A 23,331-nucleotide genomic window follows, 5' to 3' on the forward strand; every position below is an offset into this window, starting at 1 on the left:
TGTCGCTGGAGGTGCGAGGCAGGCGATGCGAAGGAATCGCACGCGGAGCCTCGAAGGATGAACGGCCGAGATGCAGCCGGGCCGTCGCCCTTCGAGGGCGGCTGAAGAAGCGGCCACCTCAGTGTGACGGTTCTACTCCGACGGCAGCCGCGAGAATCGGAAATTGCAGTGGCTCGCGCCGCCAGCCAAGGTTTGTGTCCTCTCCAGGCGGATGCCTCGCGTTGCATAGGCGTCGAAATCAAGTCCACAGATGTTCGGCAGGATGTCCTTGTCGCCATGGCGAGCCGCGAATTTGCAGAAGCCGCAAGCCTTGTAGTTGATGCCGAACTCGAAATTGTCATCCGGCCCCGGCTCGACGAAATCGTAAACGAAATCCTCCGGAAACTCTTCCTGATGGCTTTCAGTAACACTTCCTGCAGCCTGCGCGCGCAGCAAAGCCTGGTTCTCCGGCGACATGAACTGACGGCCCGAGGCGAGACGTTCCGTTTCGGGGTCGGTGAGCAATTGCGCCTTGTAGGTTTCGCGCTCGATCTCGCCGATCACGGCCAGCGGCACGCCGTGTCGCCGCAGCACCCGGCTGATGGCCATGAAGCCCATGAGACGCATGAAGAAATCGCTCATGCGGCTTGCCGCGCCCCCGACATAGGGCATTTGGGTGAGCACGATCTCGAATTCGTCCATCACCTCCCGTCTGATCCCGCCGATGTCGGTGAGATGCGCGCGCTCGCGCAACATCGGCTCGGCAAGGTCGAGTCGATTACGCATGGCGGCTTCCATTGCGCCCCGATGCGTCTCGTAGAAGGGATGGATGTTCTCGGCCATTGGGCACCTGACATAATTGGCTGTTTGCAAGGTCGGCGAAGCCGGCCTCATTCCGCAGCGATCGCCTCGATCTCCAGCAGCCATTTGCTGTCAACGGTCTCGACGATCACGACCGTGAGCGCAGGCCGGTGTTCGCCGAGCACCGTGCGGCGAATGGCGCGGTTGGGCACGACTTGATCCCGTTCGGTCAGGAACGTGGTGACCTTGACCAGATGCTCGACGCCAAGGCCCGCGGCGGCGAGCACCTCGATGACGTTGCGCCAGGCCTGCTCGCATTGCGCCTCGAAACCTTCGGGCACGGTGCCGTCGGATCTCTCGGGCACTTGGCCGCTGATGAACAAGAGGCGGCGATGCTGCGTCAGTTCAAGTCCCATGCTGTAACCGCCGGCGGGAGGGTGGACCGCTGCGGGATTGTGGCTGACGATTTGAGCTGAGGGCATGGGGTTTCTCCGGATTGCGGGCTGACCGTAACCGGCGACATCGCCTCGGCGCAAAGCATCATTCCTGCGGTTCAGCGCAAGAAAATCTATTGCAAGGCCACGGCCCATCGGTGTCAAACTGCGGCGCAATGACCTACGCCCTTCCCCCGCTCAACGCGCTCCGCGCCTTCGAGGCCGCCGCACGGCATCTCAGCTTCAAGCTCGCCGCCCACGAGCTACACGTGACACCCGCCGCCGTGGGGCAGCAGGTGAAGGCGCTGGAGGCACGCCTCGGCGTGCAGCTGTTCGAGCGGCTGCACAAGCAGCTCATCCTCACGGCGGCCGGTCAGGCCTATCTGCCCGGGGTCTCCGAAGGCTTTCGCCACATTGCGGAGGCGACTTCGCAATTGAAACCGTCAGGTACTGTGCTGCTGCAACTGGGAGTCCATGGCAGCTTCGACCTGCGCCGCCTCGATCTGGCGGAGTTTCGCAGCGCGCATGCGGACATCGGTTTGCGGGTGCTGCAGCCCGCCGGCCTGCACGAATTGGTCGAGGGCAAGGTGGACCTGCTGATTGCCCGCGGCCTCAGCCGCCATCCGGGCTATCGCTGCGACCGGCTCAACGAGGGGTCGGGCCTCGGCGATTGGCTGATCGCGCCTGAAGGCACCGCGGATTGTCCCGAGATCGTCAGTTTTCGCGAATGGCTGCGCGCCCTGCCGGCCGAGAACCCGCTCGCAAACCGCCGCCCTCGCCTGGTCGGCATCAGCGGGAGCTGAGACGACCGTGAGGCATGGCTTGAGCCCTCGCCGCCAGGACGTTCGACACGTCGGGCAAAACACCGGCGCAATTCCATCACGGCGCCAATCCGTAGAGAGCGTCGAGCTCAGCGGAGCGGTTCGACCTTTGCCGCCATGTCGGGAACGCGCGAGATCCTGTACATGGCGTTGCTGCATTTCAGAACCCAAACGTCGCGATCAGGTCGAGACAACTTCGCATCCTTCCTTGCGCCGAGTGGCTTTTCGCAAGTGAAGCCTTGTGTGCGGATCTGGGCCGCCAGCATTCCCTGAATCGTTTCGGCCGGAAGTTGCTGCGCGCGCGCTTGCGGACCAAGAAGAATAAAAGCGATGGCAAACAGTAATGATCCAGATGCTCTGTGCATGATTTCAACCCTTGAAGCGGCCGCCCCGCGAGTTCGAATGTCGCACTATAGCAGAAACACCGGCGTTGTCCGCGCCCGCCCCCCACCTTAGCGCGGCGTGCTCCGGTTCGCCTCCACGCCGGCCCATAGCGCGACGAAGTAGAGGCACAAAATAACGACCAAGGCTGGTCCTCACTGGGCGGTTGTGCTAGCGTTTCATTCGCAAGGAGCTTTCCAGAACTATCTATAATCGCCTCGTTGCAACGTTTCCACCACGCCTCGTTTCGATTTCCGAATACGCCGTCAGGCGTTTGATGCATTGCACATTGCCTCGCAATGGCGCGCCCAAGCACGAGTGTTTCAAGTCGTTCCGTAGTTTTTTGTACAAGGAATGATGTCATGCGTAACACAATACTGAATCAGATTTTCGGAATGCTCACCGTAACCGCGCCGTTGCGCGGGACCGAAACAGCGTTCGCCCAGAACGCGGCAGCCCCGCCTCCACCCTGTCATTGAGACGAACGAAGACGCGGGGAACGCGCGCGACGCGTGGGTCGAGGTCCCGGCGATATGATGTGGATCAAATGATCGAAAATTCGCCGGGCTCGACCGTCACGAGAGGCGAGACGATTCCGACGTTGGACAAGGAGAATTGAACGAAGGCGTAAATCCAAATCAATCATCAGCAGAGGAGGTTCGAGATGTTTCGAGGATTCCTGCCACTGACATTGTCTCTCTGCCTTGGTGCGGCGACGGCACCCGCAGCGCTGGCTCAATCGGCGCCGCCGATCACCGAACAGGAGGCGCACGCCATCGCGGTCGACGCCTATGTTTACTTCTACTCCATCATGTCGATGGATGTATCCCGCAAGCAATTCACCAACGGCACGACCGATTTCAGGGGACCGATGAACACGTTCGTCAACGTGCCCGAATACCCGCCGGCGGATTTCAAAGGCGTGGTGCGGTCCAACTTCGATACGCTGTATTCGGCCTCCTGGCTCGACATGACCAAGGAGCCGGTTGTCATCTCAGCACCGGATACCGATGGGCGCTACTATCTGCTGCCGATGCTCGACATGTGGACGGACGTCTTCGCATCGCCGGGCTGGCGCACGACGGGCACCAAGGCCGGGACGTTCCTGGTGGCGCCGGCGAACTGGCGGCCGGATCTGCGGGACAGATTCGCCGAGGAGTTCAAGCTTCCAAAAGACACCCAGCGCATCGACGCGCCAACGCCCTACGTCTGGCTGATCGGCCGGACTAAGACCGACGGGCCGCCGGATTATGATGCGGTCCACAAGATCCAGGCCGGCTACAAGGTCACCCTGCTTTCCGAGTATGGCAAAACGCCCAGGCCGGTCGAATTCAAGCCGGACCCAAGCGTCGACATGAAGACGCCGCCAAAGACGCAGGTCGATACCATGACGGCGGGGGTGTATTTCGCCTATGCCGCGGAATTGCTGAAGCTGCATCCGCCTCACGTCACCGACGAACCGATCCTCGCGCAGATGAAGAAAATCGGCATCGAGCCCGGCAAGAGCTTTGACATCGGCAAGCTCGACCCGGCCGTGCAAAGAGCGCTGGAGACCGCACCGCAGGACGCGCAGAAGCTGATGGCCTGGAAGGTGCCGACGCTGGCGCGGGTTGCCAACGGCTGGGGGATGAACACCGACACGATGGGTGTTTACGGCAACTACTACCTGAAGCGGGCCATTGTCGCGCAGCAGGGGCTTGGCGCCAACGTGGTCGAGGATGCCATCTATCCGCTCAATCTCGCCGACGACACCGGTAAGCCGCTCGATGGCGCGAACAAATACACCGTCACCTTCGAGAAGGGCGCCACGCCGCCTGTCAACGCGTTCTGGTCGATCACGCTCTACGATCAGGACGGCTTCCAGGTCGGCAACACGCTGAACCGTTTTGCGGTCTCCAGCTGGATGCCGTTCAAGTACAATGCGGATGGATCGCTCGACCTCTATTTCCAGAACGCGAGCCCCGGCAAGGAGCTCGAAGCCAACTGGCTTCCTGCACCGAAGGCGCCGTTCAATCTGACCATGCGCCTGTACGCGCCGAAGTCGGAAGCGCTGACCGGCAAATGGAATCCGCCGCCGGTTGTGAAGTCGCAAACAACGGTGGGCATTTCTGCCCAATAAAAGTTGGCGGCACGCCGGCGCTTCGGCGCCGGCGTCCGACCGCGCGAACGCGAAGCAGGCGGTGAAGGGTCAGCACTCCTTCCATAGTTCTCCAAGTACGAACATAGTTCCGCCCTCCTCGGCTGCGTTAAAAATCAACACCGAGCGGCTGGCAAGAAACAATCCTCGCAGGCCCAAGAACCGATGCGTTGAGTGTTCGCTCGCCGTAGCGCGGATCGCTCTCACGCGATTGCCATTGCATTTTGATACGGAGCATCAAATGAACTCCATGCTAGACGACAGGCTCGTGGAAGGGCAGATCGCAAGCTTGGAGGAGCAACTGTCGAACCTGGCACGCGAAGCAGGAGTCAGTTCTTCGGCCGCGCCGATCAGCATCGAGCGGTCCTCCATCACCCTCGCAACGCTTCAGGCGGATTGGCGATATGTGGCTTCCGTCGGATTCCTGTTGGCGGCATCCCTTGGTGTGGTTGCCTGGTGGTGGTCATTCTCCGCTGATGCAGCAAAGATGCCTCCCTCCGACCCAGCACCTCTGGCTCGCGCCGCGCCGGAGGCGGTCGTGCCGAGCGCCGTTGTCCTGCGTTCCGAGTTGTCGCAGCAGTTTCAACCGATGGCGCGTGATCTCGCTGCCTTGAGCCAAACGGTCGAACAGCTTAAGGCGAGGCAGGAACAATTGATCCGCGACAATGAAAATCTGGCAAGCCAACTCAGGGCGAGTCGAGAGGAATCGGAGCGCAACAACGGCATCATCTTCCAGATCAAGGCCGATCAGATGCAAATGGCGCGCGAAAGCCAGACGCTCACCGAGCGGCTCAACGCAAGTCAGGACCAACTCGCCCGCGTCATCGCCAACGCTTCACAGCCAAAGGCAATCCCCGAAACGTCACCAACGACGAGCCCCGAAGAACCAAAGACGATGCCCGAAGCGCCACCAACGCTGAGCTCTGAAGAGCCCAAAGCGGTGCCTGACATACCGCTGCCACGTCCGCGGCAGTCGGCCAATGTCGTCCAAGCGCAAAGGCCGGCGCGAACCCCGGAGCGGCCCGAGGCCAAGAAGCCGCGACCGTCAATCTCATGGCCATGGTCAGCGCACTAAAGCGGGCATCGACGTTCCACAGAAATTGACGCTGCTAGCGCTGGCAGCCGGCGAACTTGGGATCCGGCAACGGACGCGCCCTCCATTCTAGGGATGTCCGCTTTCGGTCGAGGCCAATGCCGCCTGCCCCGCAATCTCGTCAGCCCGCCAGCACCGCACCGCGTGCCCGTCGGGACGCGTCTCCAGCGACGGACCGGGCTCCTGGCGGCACACGGCTTCGGCGTGACGACAGCGCGGGCTGAACGCGCATCCATTCGGCGGATTGAGCGGATTGGGAAGATCGCCCCCTGTCGTCGCGAGCGGTGCGTGGCGCAGCGGATCGGGGATGGCTGCGATCAGGGCTTGCGTATAGGGGTGCGCCGGCCGTTCGAAGATCTCGCGCCAGTCGCCATTCTCCACGATGCGGCCGAGATACATCACGGCGACGCGGTCGCTCATGTGCTCGACCACGCCGAGGTCGTGGCTGATCATGATGTAGGACAGGCCGAGCGTCTCCTTTAGTTCCAGCAGCAGGTTGATGATCTGGGCGCGGATCGAGACATCGAGCGCCGACACGGGTTCGTCGCAGATGACGATCTTGGGGTTGAGGATCAGGGCACGCGCAATGCCGATGCGCTGGCGCTGGCCGCCCGAGAATTCATGCGGGTAGCGGCCCGCCTGTTCGGGGCGCAATCCCACATGCTTGAGCATGGTCGCAACGCGGTCCTCGATCTCGCTTGCGGCGGTGACGCCATGCACCCGCAGCGGATCTTCAAGCGTGCGACGAACGGTCTGGCGCGGGTTGAGCGAGGCGTACGGATCCTGGAAGACCATCTGCACGATGCGGGCCAGCGCCTTGCGATCGCCGGATTGCCTGTTCGTCACGACCTGTCCGTCCAGCACGATGCGGCCGCGCGTCGGCCCCAACAGACCAAGGATCGACAATGCGACCGTCGATTTGCCGGAGCCGGACTCGCCGACGAGGCCGAGACATTCGCCGCGCTTCAGCCTGAGATCGACACCGTCGACGGCACGGAGCAGCCGCCGGCCGCGGCCCAGCAAGCCGCCTCCCAGCGGAAAATGAACCGCGAGATCCTCGACGCTGAGAATGACATCGTCATCCGGCCTCCCCTCACCAGGCCTTTCTTGCGGTTCATGCATGGTGGTGACACCTCACCAGACCGCCCGCGTCCAGCCGTGTCGTCTCCGGCGCCGCGGTCCGGCAAATATCGGTCGCCCGCGCGCAACGCGGATTGAACCTGCAGCCATCAGGGAAAGCCGTGATCGCCGGCACGACGCCCGCGATCTCCTGGAGCCTGGTACGGCCAAGCGCCGCGCGGCTGCCCAGCCGCGGCAGCGAGTCGACCAGGCCTTGCGTATAGGGGTGCGAGGGCGCCCGGAAGATATCGGCCGAGCCGCGCTCCTCGACAATGCGGCCGGCATACATGACGGCAACGCGGCGACAGACATTGGCGACCAGGCCGAGATCGTGGCTGATCATCAGGATGGCCGTTCCTCGCTCGGCGCACAGATTCCGCATCAGCTCGATGATTTCGGCCTGCACGGTCACGTCGAGCGCGGTGGTCGGCTCGTCGGCGATCAGAAGGTCCGGACCGCATGCGAGCGCGATGGCGATCATCACGCGCTGTCGCATGCCCCCCGACAGCTGGTGCGGGTAATCCTTGACGCGTCGCTCGGGCGCGGGGACGCGGACGCTCGCCAGCGCCTCGACCGCCAGCCGGTCTGCTTCCCGCCAGCTCTTGCCCTGGTGCAGCACGAACATCTCGGCGATCTGCCGCCCCACAGGCGAGACCGGATTGAGCGCCGTCATCGGCTCCTGGAAGATCATGGCGATGCGATTGCCGCGCAGCTCCCGCTGCCTGGCCGCGGAAAGGTGCTGGATCTCCCGCCCCTCAAACCGGATGGCGCCGCCGCCGATCGACAGCGGCGGCCGCAACAGGCCGATCAAGGCGAGCGCCGTGATGCTCTTGCCGCATCCGGATTCGCCGACCAGGCCGAACGTCTCGCCACGATCAATGCGGAACGAGATGCCCTCGGCCGCCGCAACGCGCCGCGATCCGTCGTCGAGATCGATGCGCAAATCCTCGACTTCGATCAGCGGCGGGCCCGTCATGTGCGCCGGCTCCGCGATTGCGGATCGAGAATGTCGCGCAGGCCGTCGCCGAGCAGGTTGAGGCCGAGCACCGTCAGGAAGATGGCAAGGCCCGGAAAGACCGAGAGCCACGGCGCCGTCGTGATCTGGTCGCGGGCTTCCGACAGCATGCTGCCCCAGCTCGGAAAAGGCGGGCGGACGCCGAGGCCGAGGAACGAAAGGGCTGCTTCGGACAAGACCGCGCTGCCCATCCCAAGCGTGCCGATGACGATGATGGGTCCGAGCATGTTCGGCAGGAGCTGCGTGATCATGATCCGCAGATCGCCGTAGCCGAGCACGGTTGCCGCCTGCACGTAGCCCTGGCTCCTCAGCGACAGCGCCGAGGCCCGCGCGATCCGGCAGGTAAAGGACCAGTTGGTCAGCCCAAGTGCGATGAGCAGGCTGGTCAGGCCCGGTCCAAGCACCGCCATGATGGCCAGCGCGAAGATCAGCGAGGGGATCGCGAGCATCAGATTGGTCAGTCCGTTGACGACATCGTCCCACCAGCCGCCCCAATAGCCGGCGCTCAGGCCCAGTGCCACGCCGATGACGCTGTTGATGAGCTGCGAGACGATGCCGACCGTCAGCGAGATGCGCGCGCCGTAGACGACGCGGGAATAGATGTCGCGGCCCTGCCCGTCGGTCCCGAACCACCAGGTCCAGCTCGGGGGCTCTTCCGCATTCATCAAATTGGCGTCCAGGACGGGATCGGTGTGCGCCAGCCAGGGTGCGAGCAGGCCGACCAGGATCGCAAGCGCGAACAAGGCACCACCGATGACGAGATTGGCGCGGAGCTTCATGCGTATCTGATCCTGGGATCGATCACGCCGTAAAGCAGGTCGATCAGCAGATTGATCGCGAGAAAGAACAGCACCACCACGAGGATGGAGCCCTGGACGGCGGGAATGTCGCGTTGCAGGACGCTGTCGACGAGCAGCGAGCCGATGCCGGGCCAGGAGAACAGTTTCTCGACGACGACCGCCTGCCCCATCAGCGCGCCGAATTGCAGGCCCATTGTCGTGAGAATCAGGACGAGCGCGTTGCGCATCACGTGCCACTTCACGACGCGCGTCTCGCTCATGCCCTTCGATCGCGCCGTGCGGACAAAGTCGGCGTGCATGATCTCGAGGACTGCGGCGCGCGTCGTTCGCGCCAGCAGCGCCATCGGCGAAACGCCGAGTGTCACGGCCGGCAGGATCAGATTTTTGAGGCCGCCATCGCCATAGCCAAAACTCGGCAGCCAGCCGAGCTTCAACGCGAACAGGTACATCAGCAGCAGTCCGAGCCAGAACTTGGCCATTGAAAGACCCGACACCGCCACGACCATCGCCGCGCTGTCGACGACACCACCAGGCCGCAACGCCGCGACGAAGCCGAGCGGCACGCCGATCGCGACCGCAAATGCCATGGACGCGAAGATCAATTGCAGGGTCGGCCCCATCCGCTTGGCAATCATGGTCGTGACCGGCTCGCGCGTCCGGAACGAGGTCCCGAAGTCACCGGTCGCGAGCTTCGCGATATAGGAGCCGAAGCGCAGGTAGACGGGCTCGTCGAGGCCGAGCTGCTTCTTCATGCGCGCCTCGACCTGCGGATCGACGTCGTCGCTCATGGTCGAGGCGATGCTGCCGGGAACCACGCTGAACAGCACGAAGACCAGCATCACCACGGCAAGCACGGTCGGAATGGTTTGCAGGAGGCGACGGATCAGGAAGGAGAGCATCGGCACTTTTCCTCGCTCCCTCCATCGCTTGTCGCGAGGGAGGGAGCGCGAGAGCGGGTGTCACTTCGCGGGCGAGGTTTCGTCGACCCAGAGGTCTTCGACGTTCTGGTGGGTCAGCTCGGTCGCGTTCAGCTGGACCCCCTTGAGCCACGGCTGCACCGCCATGACCGCCTTGTTGTAGTTGAAGAACCAGACCGGCGCCTCTTCGTAGAGCAGCGCATTGGCCTTTTGCAGCAGCTGGCCGCGCTTTGCGGCGTCGTCGGTCTGCCCGGCCTCGTCGATCAGCTTGTCGAAATCGGCGTTCTTGAAGTTCATGTAGTTGCACGCCGATTGCGGCGTCGACGAGTGGAAGCATTTCAGCGCGGCCTGGGGATCCGGGCCGGTCTGCTGGGAATAGATGAAGGCCTGGTAGTCGCCGCTGCGAACCACCTCCGCCAGCACCGCCGTCTCGACCTGCTTGACCTTCGCCTTGATGCCCACCTTGTCCAGCATCGGGATGACGGCCGTGACGATCGGCAAACCCCAGCTCTCGTTCTGGCTGGTGGTCCATTCGAACTCGAAGCCAGAGGGATAGCCGGCCTCAGTCAGCAGCTGCTTGGCCTTGGCCGGATCGAAGGCATAGGGCTTCATGGTCTTGTCGTAGAGCGGCGAGGTCAGCGGCAGCCAGCTGGTGGCGCGATAGGCCTTGTTCTTGACCAGCTTGTTGATGATCAGGTCGGTGTCGATCGCATAGTTGATCGCCTGCCGAACGCGCTTGTCGGCGAACGGCTTGAATGCAGTATTCATCCCCATGTAACGCGTGAAGACCTCGGCGACCTCGACGATGGTGCCCTTGAGGTCGGCGTCGGACTGGTAGGCGACATACTGCGCAGGTCCCAGCACCGAGGTGTCGATCTCCTTGTTGCGGAAGGCGACATCGCGCGCCGCGGCCTCGCCCATGACCGACACGATGACCTTGTCGGCGTAGGGCTTGCCGGGTTTGTAGAAGCGGTCCCACCGCTCCAGGACGATGCGCGATCCCGGCACGTGCTCGACGAACTTGAACGGTCCAAGACCGATCGGCTTCTGGATGAAGCTATCCTTCGCGGCCTCGTCGGCGGGATAGATCGAGGTCAGCGCGGTGAAGAAGTAGAAGCCCGGATCGACCTTCTCGGTCAGCTTCATCTCGAGGGTGAAGTCGTCGATCTTCTTCAGGCCGGAGATTTCCTTGGCCTGGCCCTTCTCGACCGCGGCGGCGCCCTCGATCACGCGGACAAAGCGCGCGCCGGGATAGGCCTTGGCGCCGTCCATGATGCGGTTGTAGGACCAGATGACGTCGTCGGCCGTCATCTTGCGGCCATTGTGGAAATAGGCGTCATCGCGCAGCTTGAAGGTGTGAACGAGGCCTCCGCCCGAGACCACGTCCTCCTTGGCAAGTTCCAGGACGGGTTTTCCTTCCGCGGAATTCCAGATGTAGAGCGACCGATGCAGCGCCTTGGCGTAGATCTCGTCCTGGGCGCGCTGCGTGGTGTGAATGTCCAGGCTGGTGAAGCTGGAACCGTAGGGCGCCGTCATCCGGATGGTTCCGCCTTTGCGCGGAGTCTGAGCCTCCACCGATCCGGCGAGCGCCAGTCCCAACCCAGCGACGATCGCCACAATCCTGAACATCATGTCCCCTCCGGCACCGCAGGCTTATTCCAGTCACAGAGTTGACCACTCGCGGCACGTCGAGTGCAAGCTCCTCTTTTCGCCTTCGATGCCGCAGTTCCTTGCAACGCTTCGTTCGAGACGCCCGCCCGGGGGGCGAGCCCTCAGGTGAAGCCGTAGCTTGCGGCGACCCTCTCAACCCGTCGAGAATCGGAAGCGGAAACAACGATCTACGAGCGGTGAACGTCCGGCGTGATCGATGCGACCAAGCTCAGGACAAGGGCCTTCAGCCCAGTGATCTCGTCGAGATGGGAATCCGCACATGAAAAGCCGAACGCTCGGTGCTTTGCTTATCGGCGGACTGGTCGCCGCTACGGCCGTGCTGGCAAGCCCGGTCGCGGCCAGCCTCGGCCGGTACAGCGAGGCGGACAGCATCCGGTTCGGCTGGAGTCGCACCACCGGCGTGAACGACTATCTTGACGAAACGGGGTGGGCGGTCCGGGGCCATGACACTCCGGATAATTTCGTCGAACGACTGCTCAGCATCCCCGTCGGAGCGGTCGCACGGGGCGCAGGTGCGGGTTTCGAAGCCAGGGTTTTCCAGGGCACCGGTCTGCCACTGCCGGAGAGCTGGAGCATCGCTACGGCGAAGAATTCGCCGTTCATCACGTCGGTCTACGCCGAGACCCCGCGCGATCTCGCGGCGGTGCTCGGCTTCTATCGCGCCGAGCTCGGCAAGCGTGGCTGGATCGAGACGGTGGTCGAACCAGACCGGGCGGTGATCACCTTCACGACGCCCCGTGGACCGGTCCTGCTCCGGCTTTCCCGTCAGAACGACAGGACAATCGCCGAGCTTTCGCTGCGCAAGCCGGGTATCGCGAATGCCGGCCTCCTGCCGAGGCCGAGGCAGGCAAAGCTGATGCTCGGCAACGAGTCGGACGAGGGGGCGGTCATCACCGTCGCCGACCAGACCATCAAGCTGGCGGCGCACGCCGGCGAGAACTTGACGAACTCCGACGGTGCCGCAGCCGAAATACCGGACAGTCAGAAGATCGATCTGCCGCCCGGCAAATACAAGGTCACGCTCAAGGTCGACGGCGGTGCGGCAGCGAGCCGGGAGTTCGAGGTCGCGGCCAACGAGACCTGGGGTCTGCTGGCCGGCACAGACGGCGTCCTGCTGCCGATGCGGCTTTATTGAAGCGCATCGGCCTCTAGCCGTTCGCAAACTCCGGCATCCAGTCGCGCAGCTTTCGCGCGGCGCCTGTCACGTCAGCGATCGTCCGAAACGCCCCCGTCTCCACCATCATCGCCCTCGCCAGCCGCACCGCGCGGGCCTCGCTGATCGCCCGCTTCTTCGGGTCTTCGATCAGCTCGAAATCGATGTTGTGGGCGAGGCCGAAGATGCGGCGAATGGTCTTGGCCGCGGCGAAGCCAATCGTGTCCGCGAACAGGCGCTGCATATAGGCCTGCCGCTCCGCCTCCAGGCGCGCGGCGCCCTTCTCGCCGGCGAAGAGCGAGACCGGATAGGCATCGCCCGAAGCACCGGCGCGCCAGAAGTCGAGGAATTTGCCGGCGAATTCGGTCCAGACCCGCTCGACCGTCTCCAGCACCCAGCCCTCGAACGCGGCCCGCTCGCCCGGCGCGCGCTCGTGACCGGCGGAGGCGAAATAGGCCATCAGCAGATTGGCGAGCACGGCGCCGACGTCGAACCCCATCGGGCCGTAGAATGCGAATTCCGGGTCGATCACCCGCGTCTGGCTGCCCGTGACCATGATCGAGCCGGTGTGGAGATCACCGTGGAGCAGCGCCTCCGGGCTTGCCATGAACTTCAGCTTCAGCCGGGAGATCGCGACATGCAGGTCCATGTCGTCGCGCAACGAGGCGGCCAGGCCGTCGAGGTAAGGCGCGGTCCAGCGGTTCTGCTCGGCGATGCGGTAGGGATCGGTGAAGATCAGGTCCTCGGTGATCTTGCACAGCGCATGGTTGCCGGCGAACGCGGCGATGCCCTCTTTCTTCTCGGCCGCGGACAGCGCGAGGTCTGAGGTGAAGAACAGCGTGCGCGCCATGAAGGTGGTGATGTCGCCCGCGAAGCGCGGGTATTGCGTCGCCGCGACCAGCCCCTTGCGCATGATGATGTGGGGCTCGAGCAGCTCCATCACCGTCAGCGCCAGCTTCTCGTTGTGATGCAGCAGCGCCGGCACGAGGCCGGGCGCGAGCTCGGCCTGCCGCGACAAAGCGAGATATTCGTAATGGGCCCGCGACAGCGGCAGCGGCCAGCTCTCGCCGACGAGACGGACATAGGGCAGCGCCTGCTTCACGGCGACGCCGCCGCGGTCGCCCTTGACGATGAAGACGAGATTGAGATTGCCGTCGCCGACCTCGGTGATCGACCAGGACACCGGCTCGGCGCCGAGCAGCGCCGCGATGTCCGGCAGGCCCGCGAGATAGTCCCGCAGCGCCGCCTCATGCAGAATCCGATAGTCCCCTGCCCGGTCCCCGGTCATGACGATCCTACCCCATAACTATGGGCCGGATCGTTACTCCCGCTCCAGGAAGCTCGAGCCGATCCCGGCCTTTCTCTTGATCGGATCGTAATCGCAATAGACGCCGTCCGCCACCAGCGTGTAGCTGGCGCTGACGTTGTATTTGTCCAGCTTGACCGAGTTCAGCCCGATCACCGAGGTGCTCTTGCCGCCGTTCCACTTGAACGGCGTCGAGCTCTTGGCCTGCTCGCAGGCCATCACGGCCTCGTTGAAGACATAGCCCTCGACGAACGCCTTCAGCGTTCGCACCTGGACGGCCATCTTCCACTCGAAATAGCCGATGGCACCAAGACCGGCGACGATCAGCACTAGAAGCGCAACGACGATCCTCTGAAAAGTCATTCGTTCCCCCAAAACAATATCGTCAGCAAAGAACGTCTAGAACGGCATGCCCATCAATTTCGACAGGCGTTCGATCGAGAGATAGCCGGCGTGATAGGCGGCAAGGCCCGCGCCGTAGATGATCGCCGAGATGATCGTGGTCCAGATCAGCTTGCGTCCCATCCGCGTCAGGATCGGCGCACCGGGATCGGTGCCGGGCGCGCCCACGCCGTCCTCGTGCTGGCTGCGCACGCCGAACGGCAGCGTCAGGAACAGCGCGACCCACCAGATGACGAAGTAGATCGCGATCGCGGTCGATATCTGGATGGCCATGGGACGGCCTTACGCCTGCTCGATTTCGACCAGCGCGCCGGAAAAGTCCTTCGGGTGCAGGAACAGCACCGGCTTGCCGTGGGCGCCGATCTTCGGCACGCCGTCGCCGAGCACCCGGGCGCCCTCCTTCACCAAGGTGTCGCGCGAGGCGATGATGTCCACGACCTCGTAGCAGACATGGTGGATGCCGCCGTCCGCGTTGCGCTCCAGGAACTTTGCGATCGGAGAAGCTTCGCCGAGCGGCTCGATGAACTCGATCTTGGTGTTGGGCAGTGTCGCGAACACCGTGGTGACGCCATGCTCGGGCAGCGCGACCGCCTCCGAGATCTGCGCCCCGAACGCGGCGCCGTAGATTTTTGCAGCCTTGACGGCATCCTTGGTCGCGATCGCGACATGGTTGAGCCGACCCAGCATGTTTCTCTCCCTCAGAGCACGATCCGGAAAAGCGTGAAGCGCCTTTCCGAAAAGACCATGCCTCAATCAGACTGTCAGCACATGTACCAGACAGGCGGGCTTTTTGCCCCAATGTTCGTTGATCACGGCCCGGACCGCGCGTCGCACCGACTCGGCCAGCGCGTCCGGATCGCGGCGGCGCGCTTTCGGCAGCCCCTCGATCGTGGACATCACGGCCTCGAAGACCAGGTCGTCAAAGGCCTCGCCCGCCCTGTTCTTCTCGGGAACGCCGACGAGATCGACCTCGGGTTCGTCGACAAGCTCGCCTTGCGCGGTCATGGCGATGGCGACGAAAGCGCAGCCGGAAAAGGCCATGCGGCGGCGTTCGACCACCGCGCGGGACTTGGAATCCTCCAGGATCGTGCCGTCCTTGTAGAGACGGCCCGAGGGCACCTCGCCGACGATGCCGGGATCGCCGGGACCGAGCTTGACGAGGTCGCCGTTGCGGCAGACCAGGACGCGCGGCACGCCGGCGGCGCGCGCGAGCTTGGCGTGCTCGTGCAGGTGCAGGGCCTCGCCATGGACGGGGATCAGGAGCTGCGGACGCACCCAGGCGATCATGTCGCGCAGCTCGTCGCGGCGGGGATGGCCGGAGACGTGGACCAGGGCGTCGCGATCGGTGATGACCTCGACGCCCTGGAGCACCAGGTTGTTGATGATCGAACCGACCGCCTTCTCGTTGCCGGGAATGGTGCGCGAGGAGAAGATCACGCAGTCGCCGCGGTTGAGCGTGATCTCCGGATGGTCGTCATTGGCGATGCGCGCCAGCGCCGCGCGGGCCTCGCCCTGGCTGCCGGTGCAGAGCGCCAGCACCTTGTCCTGCGGCAGATGGCCGTAGACGTCGATCGAGCGGAAGTTCTGCACCCCGTCGAGATAGCCGGTCTCGCGCGCGACCTGCGACACGCGGTCCATGGCGCGTCCGACCACGACGACCTCGCGATCGGCGGCCCGCGCCGCATCCGCCACCGCCTTGATGCGCGCGACGTTGGAGGCGAAGGTCGTCACGGCAACCCTGCCCTTGGCGGCCTTGACCAGCCCGGCGATGGTCCTGGCAACCTCGGCTTCGGAGGGCGAGCGGCCGTCGCGCACCGCGTTGGTGGAATCGCCGATCAGGGCGAGCACGCCCTCGTCGCCCAGTTCGCGCAGCCGCTTTTCGTCGGTCGGGCGGCCGATGATCGGGGTCGGGTCGATCTTCCAGTCGCCGGTGTGCAGCACGATGCCGGCTTCGGTATGGATGGCCAGCGCGTGCGACTCCGGTATCGAATGCGCGACCGGGATGAACTCGACGTTGAACGGGCCGATATCGACGCGCCCTCCCGACGGCACCACCGTCACCGGGATCTTCGGCGCGTTGCGCTCGGCGGCACATTTGGCCTCGAACAGCGCGGCGCTGAACTGGGTCGCATAGATCGGGCATTTCAGCTTCGGCCAGAGGTCGATGATGGCGCCGAAATGGTCCTCATGGGCGTGGGTCAGCACCAGGCCCATCAGGTTCTTGCGTTCCTTCTCCAGGAAGCTGATGTCGGGCATGATCAGGTCGATGCCCGGCAGATGCTCCTCGTCGCCGAAGGAGACACCGAGATCGACCGCGAGCCACGCGCGCTGCTGGCGGTTGCCGAGGCCGTAGATCGACAGGTTCATGCCGATCTCGCCGACGCCGCCGAGCGGCGCAAAGACCAGTTCGTCAGGCTTCGCCATCACGCAGCTCCCACTGAGGCGGCCGAGCCGAAGAACACCTCGCCGGCCGCCACCGGCAGGCGTCGGCCGTCAGCAGTGCGGACGATCAGGCAACCGGCGTCGTCGATCGTGTCGAAAATGCCTTCGAGCGTCGTCGTTCCCGTGTTGATCGCAACCCTCTCGCCGAGACCGGCGGCCCGCACCAGCCAGAGCTTGCGGATCTCGGCAAAGCCGCGGCCATTGTCCCAGATGCCGCGGAACTCGACCCAGGCATCGGACAGGGCGGAAAACAGCTCCTCCGCGCTGATCTGGACGCCAAGCGCGGCCAGCGACACCGCGGGCGTCGGCGTGCCCTCCGGCGCGGCGACGACGTTGGTGCCGATGCCGACGACGACGGCGAGGCGGTCTCCGATGACTTCGGCCTCGAGCCCGATCCCGACGAGCTTCTTGCCGTCGGCAAGCACGTCGTTCGGCCATTTTAGGGCGTAGCGGGGACGGCCCTCGCCGAGGCGCAGCGCGGCCTCCAGGCTCACCTTCTCGAGGGCCGCCTCCTCCGCGAGCCCCGCCGCAAAGCCGAGCGTGGCCGCGACGGCTGGCGGAACAGTCATGACTTCGAGGATGCTGGCGGCAAGATTGCCGCGCGGCGCGATCCAGGCGCGCTGGCGCCGGCCGCGGCCGGCGGTCTGCTCCGATGTGACGAACCACATCGGGCCGGGTTCGCCGCCCCTGGCGTGCTCGATCGCTTCGGTATTGGTCGAGCCGGTCCGCTCGAAAGCCGCGAGCTTGTAGCCCGCCGAGAGTGCGCGAGGACCGAGCGCGAACCCCATCCTAGAACAGCGACTTTGCGGCGGCGGAGGCGACGCTCACCACCGGGCCCGCGAACAGCGCGAACAGGATGTTGAACAGGCCCGCGACCGCCAGCACCGTCTTCACCTCGACGCGCACCGGGTCGACCTGGCCGGCCGGCTCGTCGAAATACATCGTCTTGACGATGGCGAGATAGTAGTAGGCGCCCACCACGCTGGAGAGCACGCCGATCACGGCGAGCGTGAACAGGTTCGCCTTGATGGCCGCGACGAAGACGTACCATTTGGCGAAGAAGCCGGCGAGCGGCGGAATGCCGGCGAGCGAGAACAGCAGCATCGCGAACATGAAGGCGAGCAGCGGATTGGTACGCGAGAGACCGGCGAAATCGCTGATCTGCTCCACGGCCTGGCCGTTGCGCTTCATGGCGAGGATGATCGAGAACGAGCCGAGCGTCATCGCGACATAGATCACGATGTACATCAGGACGCCCTGCGCACCCTCGACGGTGCCGGAGGCAAGGCCGACCAGGGCAAAGCCCATGTGGCCGATCGAGGAATAGGCCATCAGGCGCTTGATGTTGCTCTGGCCGATCGCGGCGAAGGAGCCGAGCGCCATCGAGGCGATCGCCACGAACACCAGGATCTGCTGCCACTGCGAGACGATGCCCGGGAAAGCGGTGAGCGTGACACGGGTGAAGACGGCGAGCGCGGCCACCTTCGGCGCCGAGGCGAAGAAGGCGGTGACCGGCGTCGGGGCGCCCTCGTAGACGTCGGGCGTCCACATGTGGAACGGCACGGCCGAGACCTTGAAGCAGAGCCCGGCGAGCAGGAAGACGAGACCGAAGACGAGGCCGACATTCGCGGTCGTCGCGGTTGCCGCGATGCCGGTGAAGCTGACCGTGCCGGTGAAGCCATAGACCAGCGAGGAGCCGTAGAGCAGCATGCCCGAGGACAGCGCGCCAAGCACGAAGTACTTCAGGCCGGCTTCGGTCGACTTGGCGTTGTCGCGGTTCGAGCTCGCCACGACGTAGAGCGCCAGCGACATCAATTCGAGGCCGAGATAGAGCGAGATCAGATCGCCGGCCGAGATCAGCACCATCATGCCGAGGGTCGAGAGCAGTACCAGGATGGCGTATTCGAAGATGCGGCGCGACGGGTCGGACAGGAACTCGGTCGACAGCACCAGCGTCACCGCCGAGCCGATCAGGGCCAGGATCTTCATGAAGCGGGCGAAGTCGTCGACGATGAAGCTGCCGCCGAAGGTCACCTGCTTGCCCGCGGGCAGCATGTATTCGAGCACGCCGACCACGATCAGGAGCAGGATCGCCAGCGTCGTGACCGTCTTTGTGGTCTCCTGCCCGCGATACGCGCCGAGCATCAGAAGCGCCATGGCGCCGACCGCGAGCACGAGCTCGGGCAGCACCGGCGCCAGTTGATAACCTGCAGTCTCAAAGCTCATGGCGATATCCTGACCTGCCCGATCAATGGAGCAGTGCGGCGGCCTTCACGGCCGTCACAGCGGTGTTGTAATTGTTGACGAGTTGCTGGACCGAGGCCTCCGACATGTCGAGCACCGGCTTCGGATAGACGCCGAACAGGATCGTCAGCGCGATCAGCGGGAACAGCGTCAGGCACTCCCGGAAGGTGAGATCCTTGATCGTCATCAGCGACGGCTTGACCAGCGTCCCGAACACGACCTTGCGGTAGAGCCAGAGCGCGTAGCACGCCGACAGGATCACGCCGGTCGAAGCGAAGAACGCGGTCGGGATTGAGGTCTTGAAGGTGCCGAGCAGCGTCATGAACTCGCCGACGAAGCCGGACGTGCCGGGCAGACCGACATTGGCCATGGTGAAGACCATGAAGGTCAGCGCGTAGAGCGGCATCCGGTTGACGAGGCCGCCATAGGCCGCGATCTCGCGGGTGTGCATGCGGTCGTAGACGATGCCGACGCAGAGGAACAGCGCGCCGGAGACGATGCCGTGCGAGATCATCTGGAACACGCCACCGGCGACGCCCTGCAAGGTGCCGGCGAAGATGCCCATGGTGACGAAGCCCATATGCGCCACTGAAGAGTACGCGATCAGCTTCTTCATGTCCTCCTGCATCAGCGCCACCAGCGAGGTGTATATGATGGCGATGACCGAGAGCGTGAAGATCAGCGGCGCGAAGTCGTGCGACGCGAGGGGGAACATCGGCAGCGAGAATCGCAGGAAGCCGTAGCCGCCCAACTTCAAGAGGATCGCGGCCAGGACCACCGAGCCGGCGGTCGGCGCCTCGACATGCGCATCGGGCAACCACGTGTGCACCGGCCACATCGGCATCTTCACCGCGAAGGATGCGAAGAAGGCGAGCCACGCCCAGGTCTGCAGCGACCGCGGCACGGCTGTGTGCATCAGGGTCGGGATGTCGGTGGTGGCGCCGTTCCAGTACAGCGCCATGATGGCGAGCAGCATCAGGACCGAGCCGAGCAGCGTGTAGAGGAAGAACTTGAACGACGCGTAGACCCGGCGCGGGCCGCCCCAGATGCCGATGATCAGGAACATCGGGATCAGGCCGCCTTCGAAGAACAGGTAGAACAGCACGAGATCGAGCGCGGCGAAGGTGCCGACCAAAAACGTTTCCAGGATCAGGAACGCCATCATGTATTCACGCACGCGGCTCGTGACCGATTTCCAGCTCGCGATGATGCAGATCGGCATCAACGCGGTGGTCAGGATCACGAAGGGCAGCGAAATGCCGTCCACGCCCATGTGGTAGGTGATGCCGGTGGCGAGCCAGTTCGCCTTCTCGACGAACTGGAAGTCCGCATTCGAAGGATCGAAGCGCATGACCAGGATCACCGACACCGCGAAGGTGATCAGCGTGGTCCACAGGGCGATCCAGCGCGAGTTGCGCCGCGCCGCCTCGTCGTCGCCGCGGGTGAGATAGACGATCAGCGCGCCGACCAGCGGCAGGAACGTGGTGACCGATAGAATGGGCCAGGTCGTCATTTACTGGCCTCCAAAGCCGAACATGAACCAAGTGATCAGGCCGGCGACGCCGATCAGCATGGCGAATGCATAGTGATAGAGATAGCCGGTCTGGATCTTCACGACGTTGCGGGTGACGTCCAGCACGCGGGCCGAGACGCCGTCGGGACCGAGGCCGTCGATGATGAAGCCGTCGCCCTTCTTCCAGAGCTGGTAGCCGATCCACTTCGCCGGACGGACGAAGATGACCTCGTACAGCTCGTCGAAGTACCATTTGTTGAGCAGGAACTGGTACAGCATCGGCTGCGTGTTCGCGAGCTCGACCGGCAGATACGGCCGGCGGATGTAGAACAGGTACGAGACCAGGAAGCCCAGCACCATCATCACCGTCGGCAGCAAGGCGATGGTCTCGGGGATGTGGTGCATCTCCTCGATGATGTGCGGGTTCATCTTCACGGACTCGCGGAAGAACTCCTCGACGCCGTGACCGGCGAACAGCTCCTTGAACGGGAAGCCCGCGACGATCGAGCCGACCGCGAGCACGCCGATCGGGATCAGGATCCAGAGCGGGGCCTCATGCGCGGCTTCATAGTGATGCTCGTCATGCGGCTCGCCATGGAAGGTCTTGAAGATCAGGCGCCAGGAGTAGAACGAGGTCAGGCCGGCGGCGACGACCGTCATCAGGAAGCCGTAGATCGCGAACGGATTGTGCGAGGCGTAGGCTGACTCGATGATCGCATCCTTGGAGAAGTAGCCGGCAGTGAGCGGGAAGCCGGTCAGGGCCAGCGTGCCGACCACCATCACCGCGTAGGTGTAGGGGATCTTCTTCCAGAGGCCGCCCATATTGCGGATGTCCTGCTCGTGGTGCATCGCGTAGATCACCGAGCCGGAGCCCAAGAACAGCAGTGCCTTGAAGAAGGCGTGCGTGAACAGGTGGAACATGCCGACCGAATAGGCCCCTGCTCCCATCGCCACGAACATGTAGCCGAGCTGCGAACAGGTCGAGTAGGCAACGATGCGCTTGATGTCGTTCTGGACGAGGCCGATGGTCGCGGCGAAGAACGCCGTGGTGGCGCCGAAGAACATCACGACGGCCTGCGCGTTCGGGGCGAGCTCGAACAGCGGCGACAGGCGTGCCACCATGAACACGCCGGCGGTGACCATAGTCGCGGCGTGGATCAGCGCGGAGACCGGGGTCGGGCCTTCCATCGCGTCCGGCAACCAGGTGTGCAGCAGGAACTGCGCCGACTTGCCCATCGCGCCCATGAACAGCAGGAGGCACGTCAGGGTCAGCGCATCGGCGTGCCAGCCGAGGAAGTTGATGGTCTTGCCGGTGAGGCCGGGCGCGGCGTGGAAGATCGTCTCGAAATCGGTCGAGCCGACCAGCATGAAGATCGCGAAGATGCCGAGTGCGAAGCCGAAGTCGCCGACGCGGTTGACCACGAAGGCCTTGATGGCGGCGGCGTTCGCCGACGGCTTCTGGTACCAGAACCCGATCAGCAGGTAGCTGGCGAGACCCACGCCCTCCCAGCCGAAGAACAGCTGCACGAGGTTGTCCGCCGTCACCAGCATCAGCATGGCGAAGGTGAACAGCGAGAGATAGCCGAAGAAGCGCGGCCGGTACGGATCCTCGTCCATATAGCCGATGGAATAGAGGTGCACGAGCGAGGACACGGTCGTCACCACCACCAGCATCACGGCGGTGAGCGTGTCGACCCGCAGCGTCCAGTAGACCTGGAGGTCGCCGGAGAGGATCCACGGCAACAGCGGGATCCGCATGTCGTGGTGCATGAAGCCGACATCGACCAGCGTCATCCAGGACAGCACCGCCGACACGAACAGCAGTCCCGTCGTGATCAGCTCCGCCGCGCGCGAGCCCGCCGCTGCAGGCTCGACCGGTCCGTGGTCATCGTGAGCGTGATCGTCGTGGCCATGGTCGTCATGGGCCGCGGACGCATGCGCATCGCCGTGACCGTGGTCGCCGTGATGCTCGACCTCGTCGCCTGAGGGGTTGCGGGCATGAGCGCCGAACAGCGCAATCAGGCCGGCCAAGATGGCGCCCAGGAGCGGCAGGAATACGATTGCCTGAACCATGACTGAGCTCAGCCCTTCATCAGATTGACGTCCTCAACCGCGATTGAGCCGCGGTTGCGGAAATAGACCACCAGGATGGCGAGACCGATCGCGGCTTCGGCAGCAGCGACCGTCAGCACCAGAAGCGCGAAGACCTGGCCGACGATATCGCCGAGGAAGGTCGAGAACGCCACGAGATTGATGTTGACCGAGAGCAGGATCAGCTCGATCGACATCAGGATGACGATGATGTTCTTGCGGTTCAGGAAGATGCCGAGGATCCCGAGTGTGAAAAGGATCGCGCCGACCGCCAGATAGTGTCCGAGCCCGATCGTCATTTCACCCACTCCGCCGCATCGGCATCCGAGAGCCCCTGCCCCGGCGCCACCTTGCGCATCGCCATCGCCATGTCGGGCGTGCGCGCGTTCTGAACGTTGATGTCCTGCCGCTTCACGCTCACCTTGTGCCTGAGCGTCAGCACGATGGCACCGATCATGGCGACCAGCAGCACCATCCCCGCGAGCTGGAAGTAGTAGACGTACTTCGTATAGAGCACGAGGCCGAGCGCCTCGGTGTTGGACACGTTGGTCGGGATCGCCGCCGTGATCGTCTTGGAGACGCCGGGGTTGATGACCCAGAAGCCGACGGTGAGCAGCAGCTCGAACAGGAAGATGCCGCCGATGACGAGGCCGACCGGCAGGTACTCGATGAAGCCCTCGCGCAGCTCGAGGAAGTCGACGTCGAGCATCATGATCACGAACAGGAACAGCACCGCGACCGCGCCGACATAGACGACGATCAGCATCATGCCGAGGAACTCGGCGCCCATCAGCACGAACAGGCCGGAGGCGTTGACGAAGGCCAGGATCAGGTACAGCACGGAGTGCACGGGATTGCGCGAGACAATCACCATCACCGCCGAGGCGACACAGATGCCGGCGAAGAGATAGAAGAACAGCGCGGGAAGGATCATTGGACATTCCCCGTCATTCCGGGGCGCGGGCAAAGCCCGCGAACCCGGAATCTAGAGGTTGTGGCGCGAGATTCCGGG

At 64.1% G+C, this 23,331-nt stretch carries 23 protein-coding genes; 4 read left to right on the top strand and 19 right to left on the bottom strand.

Translation table 11 applies throughout. The features are described 5' to 3' along the window. Positions 1 to 132 precede the first annotated feature (132 nt). Both AAFG50_RS23350 and AAFG50_RS23355 read right to left on the bottom strand, forming a co-directional pair. Complete coding sequence (locus tag AAFG50_RS23350) at positions 133 to 822, bottom strand: L-2-amino-thiazoline-4-carboxylic acid hydrolase (protein WP_028171729.1); 690 nt, start codon at positions 820 to 822, stop codon at positions 133 to 135. A gap of 47 nt (positions 823 to 869) precedes the next feature. Further along, positions 870 to 1,262 carry a RidA family protein gene (locus tag AAFG50_RS23355; protein ID WP_028171728.1) on the bottom strand — a complete coding sequence of 131 codons (393 nt, stop codon included), beginning with the start codon at positions 1,260 to 1,262 and terminating at the stop codon, positions 870 to 872. A gap of 128 nt (positions 1,263 to 1,390) precedes the next feature. Between AAFG50_RS23355 and AAFG50_RS23360 the strand changes: the two genes are divergently transcribed. Beyond that, on the top strand, positions 1,391 to 2,017 hold the full coding sequence (locus AAFG50_RS23360) for a LysR family transcriptional regulator (protein ID WP_011087656.1): 627 nt from the start codon (positions 1,391 to 1,393) through the stop codon (positions 2,015 to 2,017). A 107-nt stretch (positions 2,018 to 2,124) separates the two neighbouring features. Here AAFG50_RS23360 and AAFG50_RS23365 read toward each other — a convergent pair whose 3' ends face one another. Then, positions 2,125 to 2,400 carry a hypothetical protein gene (locus tag AAFG50_RS23365; RefSeq protein ID WP_028171727.1) on the bottom strand — a complete coding sequence of 92 codons (276 nt, stop codon included), beginning with the start codon at positions 2,398 to 2,400 and terminating at the stop codon, positions 2,125 to 2,127. A gap of 680 nt (positions 2,401 to 3,080) precedes the next feature. Here AAFG50_RS23365 and AAFG50_RS23370 point away from each other — a divergent pair. Further along, a complete protein-coding gene (locus AAFG50_RS23370; RefSeq protein ID WP_011087657.1) occupies positions 3,081 to 4,535 on the top strand; it encodes a DUF1254 domain-containing protein in 1,455 nt (484 codons plus the stop codon). Positions 4,536 to 4,794: 259 nt separating this feature from the next. Beyond that, complete coding sequence (locus AAFG50_RS23375; protein ID WP_028171726.1) at positions 4,795 to 5,628, top strand: hypothetical protein; 834 nt, start codon at positions 4,795 to 4,797, stop codon at positions 5,626 to 5,628. 87 nt (positions 5,629 to 5,715) lie between these two features. On the opposite strand, the gene AAFG50_RS23380 is transcribed toward AAFG50_RS23375, so the two are convergent. Genes AAFG50_RS23380 through AAFG50_RS23400 form a run of 5 tightly spaced genes read right to left on the bottom strand, consistent with a single transcriptional unit; the run spans position 5,716 to position 11,129 of the window. Further along, on the bottom strand, positions 5,716 to 6,768 hold the full coding sequence (locus AAFG50_RS23380) for an oligopeptide/dipeptide ABC transporter ATP-binding protein (protein ID WP_028171725.1): 1,053 nt from the start codon (positions 6,766 to 6,768) through the stop codon (positions 5,716 to 5,718). Continuing rightward, positions 6,761 to 7,741: an ABC transporter ATP-binding protein gene (locus AAFG50_RS23385; protein ID WP_028171724.1), complete on the bottom strand. Its 981-nt coding sequence runs from the start codon at positions 7,739 to 7,741 to the stop codon at positions 6,761 to 6,763. The genes AAFG50_RS23380 and AAFG50_RS23385 overlap by 8 nt, the downstream gene beginning before the upstream one ends. Further along, the gene (locus tag AAFG50_RS23390; RefSeq protein ID WP_011087661.1) at positions 7,738 to 8,559 is read right to left on the bottom strand and encodes an ABC transporter permease; all 822 of its coding nucleotides are present in this window, start codon (positions 8,557 to 8,559) and stop codon (positions 7,738 to 7,740) included. Before AAFG50_RS23390 ends, AAFG50_RS23385 begins: the two co-directional genes overlap by 4 nt. Next, positions 8,556 to 9,479, bottom strand: coding sequence for an ABC transporter permease (locus AAFG50_RS23395; RefSeq protein ID WP_028171723.1), 924 nt, complete (start codon positions 9,477 to 9,479; stop codon positions 8,556 to 8,558). Before AAFG50_RS23395 ends, AAFG50_RS23390 begins: the two co-directional genes overlap by 4 nt. A 60-nt stretch (positions 9,480 to 9,539) precedes the next feature. Next, positions 9,540 to 11,129: an ABC transporter substrate-binding protein gene (locus tag AAFG50_RS23400; protein WP_028171722.1), complete on the bottom strand. Its 1,590-nt coding sequence runs from the start codon at positions 11,127 to 11,129 to the stop codon at positions 9,540 to 9,542. 298 nt (positions 11,130 to 11,427) lie between these two features. Here AAFG50_RS23400 and AAFG50_RS23405 point away from each other — a divergent pair, with 298 nt between their 5' ends. Continuing rightward, positions 11,428 to 12,303, top strand: coding sequence for a hypothetical protein (locus AAFG50_RS23405; RefSeq protein WP_028171721.1), 876 nt, complete (start codon positions 11,428 to 11,430; stop codon positions 12,301 to 12,303). Between the two features lie 13 nt (positions 12,304 to 12,316). Here the strand turns inward: AAFG50_RS23405 and mtnK are convergent, their stop codons facing one another. The 11 genes from mtnK to AAFG50_RS23460 form a co-directional block, all read right to left on the bottom strand. Next, a complete protein-coding gene (gene mtnK, locus AAFG50_RS23410) occupies positions 12,317 to 13,609 on the bottom strand; it encodes an S-methyl-5-thioribose kinase (protein ID WP_028171720.1) in 1,293 nt (430 codons plus the stop codon). A 33-nt stretch (positions 13,610 to 13,642) separates the two neighbouring features. Beyond that, positions 13,643 to 13,990 (bottom strand): hypothetical protein, encoded by a 348-nt coding sequence (locus tag AAFG50_RS23415; RefSeq protein WP_011087666.1) that lies wholly within the window; start codon positions 13,988 to 13,990, stop codon positions 13,643 to 13,645. A gap of 36 nt (positions 13,991 to 14,026) precedes the next feature. Next, positions 14,027 to 14,302: a DUF1467 family protein gene (locus AAFG50_RS23420; RefSeq protein ID WP_011087667.1), complete on the bottom strand. Its 276-nt coding sequence runs from the start codon at positions 14,300 to 14,302 to the stop codon at positions 14,027 to 14,029. A gap of 9 nt (positions 14,303 to 14,311) precedes the next feature. Then, a complete protein-coding gene (mce, locus tag AAFG50_RS23425) occupies positions 14,312 to 14,716 on the bottom strand; it encodes a methylmalonyl-CoA epimerase (RefSeq protein WP_011087668.1) in 405 nt (134 codons plus the stop codon). Positions 14,717 to 14,782: 66 nt separating this feature from the next. After that, entirely contained in the window at positions 14,783 to 16,453 is a 1,671-nt protein-coding gene (locus AAFG50_RS23430) for a ribonuclease J (RefSeq protein ID WP_028171719.1), read from the bottom strand. Then, the gene (locus AAFG50_RS23435; RefSeq protein WP_028171718.1) at positions 16,453 to 17,259 is read right to left on the bottom strand and encodes a biotin--[acetyl-CoA-carboxylase] ligase; all 807 of its coding nucleotides are present in this window, start codon (positions 17,257 to 17,259) and stop codon (positions 16,453 to 16,455) included. Before AAFG50_RS23435 ends, AAFG50_RS23430 begins: the two co-directional genes overlap by 1 nt. A gap of 1 nt (position 17,260) precedes the next feature. Next, positions 17,261 to 18,697 (bottom strand): NADH-quinone oxidoreductase subunit NuoN, encoded by a 1,437-nt coding sequence (gene nuoN / locus AAFG50_RS23440; protein ID WP_011087671.1) that lies wholly within the window; start codon positions 18,695 to 18,697, stop codon positions 17,261 to 17,263. Between the two features lie 22 nt (positions 18,698 to 18,719). Beyond that, positions 18,720 to 20,228, bottom strand: a complete 1,509-nt coding sequence (locus AAFG50_RS23445) for an NADH-quinone oxidoreductase subunit M (RefSeq protein WP_028171717.1) — start codon at positions 20,226 to 20,228, stop codon at positions 18,720 to 18,722. Beyond that, complete coding sequence (gene nuoL, locus AAFG50_RS23450; RefSeq protein WP_161534773.1) at positions 20,229 to 22,301, bottom strand: NADH-quinone oxidoreductase subunit L; 2,073 nt, start codon at positions 22,299 to 22,301, stop codon at positions 20,229 to 20,231. 8 nt (positions 22,302 to 22,309) lie between these two features. After that, positions 22,310 to 22,618, bottom strand: a complete 309-nt coding sequence (gene nuoK / locus AAFG50_RS23455) for an NADH-quinone oxidoreductase subunit NuoK (RefSeq protein ID WP_008547737.1) — start codon at positions 22,616 to 22,618, stop codon at positions 22,310 to 22,312. After that, the gene (locus AAFG50_RS23460; RefSeq protein WP_028171715.1) at positions 22,615 to 23,253 is read right to left on the bottom strand and encodes an NADH-quinone oxidoreductase subunit J; all 639 of its coding nucleotides are present in this window, start codon (positions 23,251 to 23,253) and stop codon (positions 22,615 to 22,617) included. Before AAFG50_RS23460 ends, nuoK begins: the two co-directional genes overlap by 4 nt. Positions 23,254 to 23,331: the final 78 nt, after the last annotated feature.

Source organism: Bradyrhizobium sp. B039 (assembly GCF_038965675.1).
In the GTDB taxonomy this organism is placed as follows: domain Bacteria; phylum Pseudomonadota; class Alphaproteobacteria; order Rhizobiales; family Xanthobacteraceae; genus Bradyrhizobium; species Bradyrhizobium diazoefficiens.

Coding starts and splice junctions, on each gene's coding strand:
- AAFG50_RS23350 (WP_028171729.1), bottom strand. CDS start 822: ATGGCCGAGAACATCCATCCCTTCTACGAGACGCATCGGGGCGCAATG.
- AAFG50_RS23355 (WP_028171728.1), bottom strand. CDS start 1,262: ATGCCCTCAGCTCAAATCGTCAGCCACAATCCCGCAGCGGTCCACCCT.
- AAFG50_RS23360 (WP_011087656.1), top strand. CDS start 1,391: ATGACCTACGCCCTTCCCCCGCTCAACGCGCTCCGCGCCTTCGAGGCC.
- AAFG50_RS23365 (WP_028171727.1), bottom strand. CDS start 2,400: ATGCACAGAGCATCTGGATCATTACTGTTTGCCATCGCTTTTATTCTT.
- AAFG50_RS23370 (WP_011087657.1), top strand. CDS start 3,081: ATGTTTCGAGGATTCCTGCCACTGACATTGTCTCTCTGCCTTGGTGCG.
- AAFG50_RS23375 (WP_028171726.1), top strand. CDS start 4,795: ATGAACTCCATGCTAGACGACAGGCTCGTGGAAGGGCAGATCGCAAGC.
- AAFG50_RS23380 (WP_028171725.1), bottom strand. CDS start 6,768: ATGCATGAACCGCAAGAAAGGCCTGGTGAGGGGAGGCCGGATGACGAT.
- AAFG50_RS23385 (WP_028171724.1), bottom strand. CDS start 7,741: ATGACGGGCCCGCCGCTGATCGAAGTCGAGGATTTGCGCATCGATCTC.
- AAFG50_RS23390 (WP_011087661.1), bottom strand. CDS start 8,559: ATGAAGCTCCGCGCCAATCTCGTCATCGGTGGTGCCTTGTTCGCGCTT.
- AAFG50_RS23395 (WP_028171723.1), bottom strand. CDS start 9,479: ATGCTCTCCTTCCTGATCCGTCGCCTCCTGCAAACCATTCCGACCGTG.
- AAFG50_RS23400 (WP_028171722.1), bottom strand. CDS start 11,129: ATGATGTTCAGGATTGTGGCGATCGTCGCTGGGTTGGGACTGGCGCTC.
- AAFG50_RS23405 (WP_028171721.1), top strand. CDS start 11,428: ATGAAAAGCCGAACGCTCGGTGCTTTGCTTATCGGCGGACTGGTCGCC.
- mtnK (WP_028171720.1), bottom strand. CDS start 13,609: ATGACCGGGGACCGGGCAGGGGACTATCGGATTCTGCATGAGGCGGCG.
- AAFG50_RS23415 (WP_011087666.1), bottom strand. CDS start 13,990: ATGACTTTTCAGAGGATCGTCGTTGCGCTTCTAGTGCTGATCGTCGCC.
- AAFG50_RS23420 (WP_011087667.1), bottom strand. CDS start 14,302: ATGGCCATCCAGATATCGACCGCGATCGCGATCTACTTCGTCATCTGG.
- mce (WP_011087668.1), bottom strand. CDS start 14,716: ATGCTGGGTCGGCTCAACCATGTCGCGATCGCGACCAAGGATGCCGTC.
- AAFG50_RS23430 (WP_028171719.1), bottom strand. CDS start 16,453: ATGGCGAAGCCTGACGAACTGGTCTTTGCGCCGCTCGGCGGCGTCGGC.
- AAFG50_RS23435 (WP_028171718.1), bottom strand. CDS start 17,259: ATGGGGTTCGCGCTCGGTCCTCGCGCACTCTCGGCGGGCTACAAGCTC.
- nuoN (WP_011087671.1), bottom strand. CDS start 18,697: ATGAGCTTTGAGACTGCAGGTTATCAACTGGCGCCGGTGCTGCCCGAG.
- AAFG50_RS23445 (WP_028171717.1), bottom strand. CDS start 20,228: ATGACGACCTGGCCCATTCTATCGGTCACCACGTTCCTGCCGCTGGTC.
- nuoL (WP_161534773.1), bottom strand. CDS start 22,301: ATGGTTCAGGCAATCGTATTCCTGCCGCTCCTGGGCGCCATCTTGGCC.
- nuoK (WP_008547737.1), bottom strand. CDS start 22,618: ATGACGATCGGGCTCGGACACTATCTGGCGGTCGGCGCGATCCTTTTC.
- AAFG50_RS23460 (WP_028171715.1), bottom strand. CDS start 23,253: ATGATCCTTCCCGCGCTGTTCTTCTATCTCTTCGCCGGCATCTGTGTC.